Source organism: Nonomuraea antri (assembly GCF_013283785.1).
In the GTDB taxonomy this organism is placed as follows: Bacteria; Actinomycetota; Actinomycetes; order Streptosporangiales; family Streptosporangiaceae; genus Nonomuraea; species Nonomuraea antri.
Genome location: NZ_JABCPZ010000369.1, coordinates 1 through 6,445, shown reverse-complemented (window position 1 = coordinate 6,445; position 6,445 = coordinate 1). Strand labels below are relative to the sequence as shown.

2 protein-coding genes are annotated in these 6,445 nt (G+C 75.1%); both read right to left on the bottom strand.

The window, feature by feature from the left end; all coding sequences use genetic code 11:
* Positions 1 to 708: 708 nt before the first annotated feature.
* The gene (locus HII36_RS57575) at positions 709 to 3,480 is read right to left on the bottom strand and encodes a hypothetical protein (protein WP_328808288.1); all 2,772 of its coding nucleotides are present in this window, start codon (positions 3,478 to 3,480) and stop codon (positions 709 to 711) included.
* Entirely contained in the window at positions 3,477 to 6,407 is a 2,931-nt protein-coding gene (locus HII36_RS52330) for a DUF5682 family protein (RefSeq protein WP_328808287.1), read from the bottom strand. The genes HII36_RS57575 and HII36_RS52330 overlap by 4 nt, the downstream gene beginning before the upstream one ends.
* Positions 6,408 to 6,445 lie beyond the last annotated feature (38 nt).

The following is a 6,445-nucleotide window of genomic DNA, read 5'->3' as shown; positions in this document are numbered from 1 at the left end:
CTCCAGCCCCGCACCTTCGGCCCGCCCTCTTCGGCCCACAGTCACCACCCCACAGTCGCCGCCCTCACAGTTGCCGCCCCACCGTCCGTCGGACCACACGTCCATCGGCCCGCCAGCTTCGCCCCCCCACCGCTACCAACACGCCGCCCCTGGCCCGTCACAATGGTGCACTGTCCCCGGCCTGCAGCCATCGGTCCGCCGCCTTCGACCCCGCCACCAACGCGCGCCCGGCCCGCGCATCCATCGGCGTGCCCCCTCCGCGGCCCGCAGCCATCAGCCGCCGCCTTCGACCGCATCTCCACCAACTGCGCCCTGGCCCCACGTCCATCGGCGCGCCGCCTTCGGTCCCACCATCGCGGCGCGTCGTCCCTGGCACCGCAGCCATCGCCACACCGCCCCTGACCCCCGAAGCCTTCGGCCCGTCGGCGAATGCCGTTCCATTCCGCTGGTTGCCGTACGGGAGCGAGCCGCCCTCACGACGAGCCGCTGCAGGCCGTCGCGCCGACGACCGCCAACGATCCGCCATGGAGAAGCCGCCGAGGTGCTGTGGGTGTACACCCACAGCACCTCGGACCCAGCGGCTCACGGTCGGCGACTCTTGGTCGGCGGCTCACGGTCGGCAAATCACGCCCAGCGACCCATGCCCAGCGACCCACGGTCGGCAGCCCATGCCCAGCGACCCGCGGTCGGCAGTTCACGGACTTCCGGCTAAGGAGCGGCCTGCCACGAGGTGCGGACGAGGGCCCGTTCCGTCGCCGCCAGATGAGTCGCCGCTGCCAGCCACGCTCGTGCGTACCCGTCCGGGCCGGAGTCCGTCAGCCGGCCGAAGACGTCGCGTTCTCGCCGGTCGGCCTCGTCTGCCAGGCCGGTCGCCAACTCGGCAGCGGTCTGGAAGCCGGAGCGGCGCAGGAACGCCGCCTGCTGCGCCGAGTCCCCGCTGCGCGCGGACTCGGCGACCGCCCTTCGCCCGCCGGAGACGGCCAGCTCGACCAGCCGCCGTACCCGCCAGAGCGGAGCGGCTTCCAGCAGGTCCGTCTCGGAGGAGCCGCCCTGGCCGAGCGGGAACAAGCCCGGTGGCGGCGGCGCCTCGGAGGGTGAGCGCGCACCCGACGGCGGGCGCGCGCCTGGTGACGGGCTCACATCTGGTGATAGGCCTGCATCTGGTGACAGGTCCACGTCTGGTGCCCAACCGTCGGGCAACGGAGCCACGTCAAGTGACGGGTGTACGTCGAATGTCGGGCTTGCATCAAGTGACGGGCTGCCATCGGGTGATGGGCCGCCGTTTGGTGACGAGTCAGCGTCGGGTGGGGAGCCAGTGTCGAAAGGCGGGCCACCATCGGATGCTGGGCTGGCGTCAGGAGACGGAGCTGCGTTGGGTGACGGGCTGGTGTCGGGTGATGGGCCTGCGTTGGGTGGCGGGCTGGTGTTCTGGGGTGGTAGGTGGGAGCCCTGGAGGCGGTCGTATCCGAGGTCGGCGCGTCCCTTCCACTCAGCCGGCAGCCGCAGCGTAACGGCGGCGCCCGGTACCGGTCCCACTGCGAGCGGACGGAGTGTGGCCGTCCGATCGGGCTCGACGCGGGCCACGACCCGTACGCACAGGCCGGGACGGGCGGCCAGCCGCCGCAGGTTCTCGACGTGCGCGAGGTCGGGATGGCGGCTGGCGGGCACCAGCCGGATCAGCGGGCCCTCGGCATGCAGCACCGGCTGACCCTTCGCCTCCGCGTTGCGGGCCTCATCCGTGCCCGAGTCATCGCCACCCGTGCCCGATGGCTGCATGCCCGATGGCTGCATACCCGGTGCCTGCGAGCCCGGTGCGTCCGTGCCCGGTGCGTCCGTGCCCGGTGCGTCCGTGCCCGGTGCCTGCGTACCTGGATCGGACGGGGCGTCGCGGGCGGTGGCCTGCGGATCGGGGGTTGCGGGTTGCGGGTCGGGGGCTGTGGCCGGCGAATCGCCACCGGTGGCTCGTGGGTCGCGGGTGTGGGCTTGTGGATCGGGGGTTATCGGGCGTAGTTCGCGGGCGAGTACGTGGTCGCCGGACGCGCCGAGGATCACCAGGTCGCACCCGACCGGTTCCCTGACCTGCTCCGCCGCCTCCTCCTCGCTCCACGCCCCAGACGACAGACGCGCTCCCGCCGCCTCGGCCAGCGGACGCGCGAACAGGTCGGCCAGCGGCCCGTCCGTCCAGGCGAGACCGGCGACCGGGGTGGCGCGCACGCCCTTGCCCGCGCCGAGGCGTCCGTCCGGGGACACGGTCGCCCCCGCGATCAGCAACCCACCGCGCGCCAGTTGCGCGTGGCTCATCATGGCCGCTCCGATGGCCACGGTCGCGGTGGCGGCACCCCGGGCGCGCGAGGGTCCGCCGGGCTTGACGTCGGCGACGGAGAACCAGCGTCCGTCCTCCGTGACGAGGTGGGTGACCACCCCGCCGTAGCCGGTGCTGCTGATCACCGGCTCGCGGAAGACGCCGTGGACCTTCAGGCCGCCGTTCGGACGGTAGCCGCGCCGCAGGGTGCCGATCAGCGCGGGATCGGGGTCGGACGCGGCCAGCCTGCCCACGGTGAGCAGCAGCTCGCGCAGCGCCGATACCAGGTCGGCGAGGCGGTGGCCGTCGTAACGCGCACGGGCCGCCCGCAACCCGCGTACGACGCGCAGCGTGGCCGCCTCGGCCTTGGGCAGGCCGGCGAGACGGGCGGTGTGCGCGGCCTTGAGCAGTTCGGCCTGCGGCACCGCGCCGGCGCCTGGGACGCCTGTCGACAACACCGCCGCCGCCGCACGCCACAACCCGGCGGCCGCCGCGACCTGCGCCGCACTAGGCTCGGCCCGCCCCCCGTTCGGCTCGGGCCGTGCCGTGTCGGGGTCGACTCGCGGGGCGCCGGCTGCCTGGCTCTGCTGGGAGTCGCGCTCCGGTCCTGAAACCGGCCCGGGCCTCGCGGACGCGGATGGCTCTGCGTCGAGGTTCGCCTCGGCCGGTGCTGCGGATGGGTCTCCCGCCGCCGAACCCGCCGTTTCTGCCGAGTACGACGCCGCCACCGGACCCGCCGCAGCCGGCGTCGCCGTCGAACCCGACGTGCTCGCGCCCGGCGTGTCCCCGTTCGGGCCCCGGTGGCCCGCATCCGCAGCGTTGGTGCCGGTGTCCGGAAGCGCGTCGTCCAGTGGCGTGGGGTCGGCCAGGGGGCAGGCGGTGAGCAAGGCCGCCCGGTGCAGGCAGCGGGGTGCGAGGAGGCAGGTGCAGCGCGCCTGCTCCGCGTCCGCGATCACCCCGGACGGTCCCGGGGAGAGCGTGACCACCGCGTCCGTGCCGCAGGTGATCACGACGTCCGTGCCGTCGGCCACGCGGTCCAGTGCCGCGTACTGCTCGACGGCGGCGTCCAGTTTCTTGCGCAACCTGGTGGTCAGGCCCTCGACGGCGGCGGCCACCAGGTGCGGCGCCGCGGGCGGGAGCGGCCCGGCCGGATGAGCGTTCGTTGCAGAGGTGGTCACCGGACTTCTCCCCGGAGGCGGTCGCCCACCCAGCGGGCGAGGGCGAGCGGGCTGAGCGCGGCGACGGGCATGCCGGCCGCGACGAGCTGCTGGGCGATGGGCAGCGAATAGCGGGGTACGCCCTGGTCGTCCAGCGCGGCGCAGCCCAGCAGGTGGACGCCGGATCCGGCGAGCGCGCGCACCTCGGCGAGCAGGCCGCCCACCGGGTAGCCCTCCTCGAAGTCGCTGACGACCACCACGAGGGTACGGCTGGGCACGGTGACCAGCGTCCGGGCATGAGCGAGCCCGGCGGCGATGTGGGTGCCGCCGCCGACCCGTACTTCGAGCAGCAGCGAAAGCGGGTCGTCCACCCGGTCGGTCAGGTCGATCACCTGGGTGGAGAACGTCAGGAAGTGGGTCGAGAGCGTCGGCACGCCCCCGAGGACGGCGGCGGTCAGCGCGGACCACACCACCGAGGCCTCCATCGACCCCGACACGTCGACCACCAGGATCAGCCGCCAGTCGGCCTCCTGCCTGGCCCGGGTGTTGAACACCGGCCGCTCCGGCACCACCACGAGCCGGCCGTCGTCGAGTCGGCGCGTGTGTGCCAGGTTGGCGCGCAGGGTGCGCGACAGGTCGAGCCTGCCGCCTGGACGTCTGGTCGGACGGGGTGAGGCCAGGCCGGTCAGCGCGGGTCGCATCCGGGTGGCGAGCTCGCGGGCGAGTTCGTCGACCAGCCGGCGGACGAGTGGCCTGAGCTTGGCGACCTGCTGTTCCGGCATCCCGCCCGCCAGGGACAGCACCGAGGTCAGCAGTTCGACGGAAGGCCGGACCGAGGCGGGGTCCAGTTCGGTGAGCACGTCGGTGCGGCCCGTGTCGGCGGCGCGCGCCAGCACCTCCTCGCGTACGTCCGTGCCGAACAGGGACTCCAGCTCCTCGGCCCATTCGCGGGCGGTGGGGAACGGGTCTCCCTGGCCGCCGGTGTCGCCGCCGGGGGCGCCACCTGGGCCGCCGCTCGGGCCGAAGTCGTCCGCGCCTTCGCCGCGTCCGGTTCCGTAGAGTTCGTCCAGGGCGCGGGCGTACGGACGGGCGCCGGCGGGCAGCCGTTCCCGCTCCCGGCCGAGCAGCAGCCGCCATCGGTCGGGTGGCAGCAGCCGCAACGGTCCCTCCGCCTGACCCGCTACGGGTTCAGCGGGGACTTCGAGGCCCGGTTCCGCGCCGGTGGGCGCCGGTGGGAGGTTCGCTGCAGCGGGCGCGGGTGCCGGGGCCGCGTCCACGGGCGCGGGCGGTTGTGCGGCGAGGCCGAGAGCGTTCAGGGCGTCGCGGCCGGCGGCGTCGGCGGCGGTCCAGGCGGCCAGCAGCTCGGGCGGCGCGCTCAGCACCAGGTCCAGCTTGTCGCCCAGCCGTTCCGACACCGCCCCCAGCAGCCGGCCACGTGCCGCCGGCGAGAGCGTGTCGAATCCGCCGCGCAACGCCGGCAGCCGATCGAGGAACTCCTTGTCGCTGAGCCCGTCGATCCGGTCCATCAGCGGTTCGAGCGCGGCGGGCGCCGTCTGGAGCAGCGGGCCGGCGGCCGTCAGGACACCGGTCAGCAGCAGGCTCAGGCGGCGGCGCGCGTCCGGGCCGGTGGCGGCGTCGATCCAGCCGGCGGCGCGCTCGCCGAGCGCGTCGGGACCGTCCAGGTCGAGCAGGACGCGGGCGGCCAGCGCGGCGCCCTGGATCAGCGGCGCCCCGGTACGCGCGAGCGTGTCCAGCGCGTCGTCCATGCGCAGCCCCAGCCGGTCCTCGCCGGCCCGCGTGGCGAGCGCGACGAGGGCGACCGCGTCTTCGGGCTGGTCGCTGCCGGCCAGCCCGGGCAGCGCGCGGACGGCCGCCTCCACCAGGTCGCCCGCCAGCCCGGCGGCCTGTTCGCGCCCCTCGGGGGTGGTGCCGGGCAGGTGCTCGCGGCGCAGGGCCTCCAGCAGGTCCAGGGCGTCGAGCAGTTCGGTGAGCGTGGCGGTGGCCGGCAGCGTGACGGCGGCGTCGTTCAGCCGGTGCGCGACCAGGTCAGGCAGGTCGCAGCGGGCCGCGGCGCGCAGCGCGGCGAGGATCGTGCGGCAGGTGGGCCCGCCGTCCGCGCTCTCGCGCCGGTAGGTCTCACGCAGTGTCCCCGCCGCCGCCTGGGACGGGGTCACGCCCCGGACGCCGGCCAGGTCGAGCAGCGCGGGCACCGCCGGGGTCCAGGACAGACGCCACTTGGTGGTGAGCGCGGTGCCGTCGCCGGTGCCCAGGACCTCGAGCGGCTCGCCGTAACCGACTCCGCACACGAGTAGGCGTTGCAGCAGCACCTCCCGTCGGGCGTCCAGCTCGGAGCGCAGCGGGTCGAGACGCACTTCGCGCTGCTCCGGGTCGTCCGGGCACGGGAGCCGGAGCGCGGCCAGCTCCTCCTCCACGGCCGGCCCCAGCCCGGAGCGCGGCGTGCCGGGCGCGGTACGTCCGCGCGCGGTGCCGACGAAGACCGCGTCGAGAGCCTTCGCCAGCGCCCGGCCCCGGCCCAGCGGCTCGCCCTGGCCGAGCACCGTCGTCACCGCTTCGAGCAGCTCGCCCCGGCCGGGCGCGGACAGTCCGCGCAGGTGGGCGAGGTCGCAGGCCAGGCGCAACGTCTCGACGGCCTCGCCGGTGCCCGCGGTGTGCCCGGCCGCGCGCAGTTCCCGGCACAGGTCGGTGATCGCGCGCGCGGCGCCGTCCCTGACCCGCTCGGGTACGCCGCCCGCCTCGAACACCGCCTGCTGCCAGCGCGGGTCACGGATGCCCGCCGGGTAGCCGGAGCGGGAGTCGAGCAGGTCGAAGGCATAGGGGACGAGGGAGGTGACGGGCGGCGCGGCGGCCCCCTTGCCGGATGAACGGGCCGGCGCGGATGAGCGTGCGGCCGTAGAGGCAGTCGTCCGGGGGGTGGGGGCCAAAGGCACGGAGGCGTGTTCTGGGACTGTCTCTTATACAAAGCTGA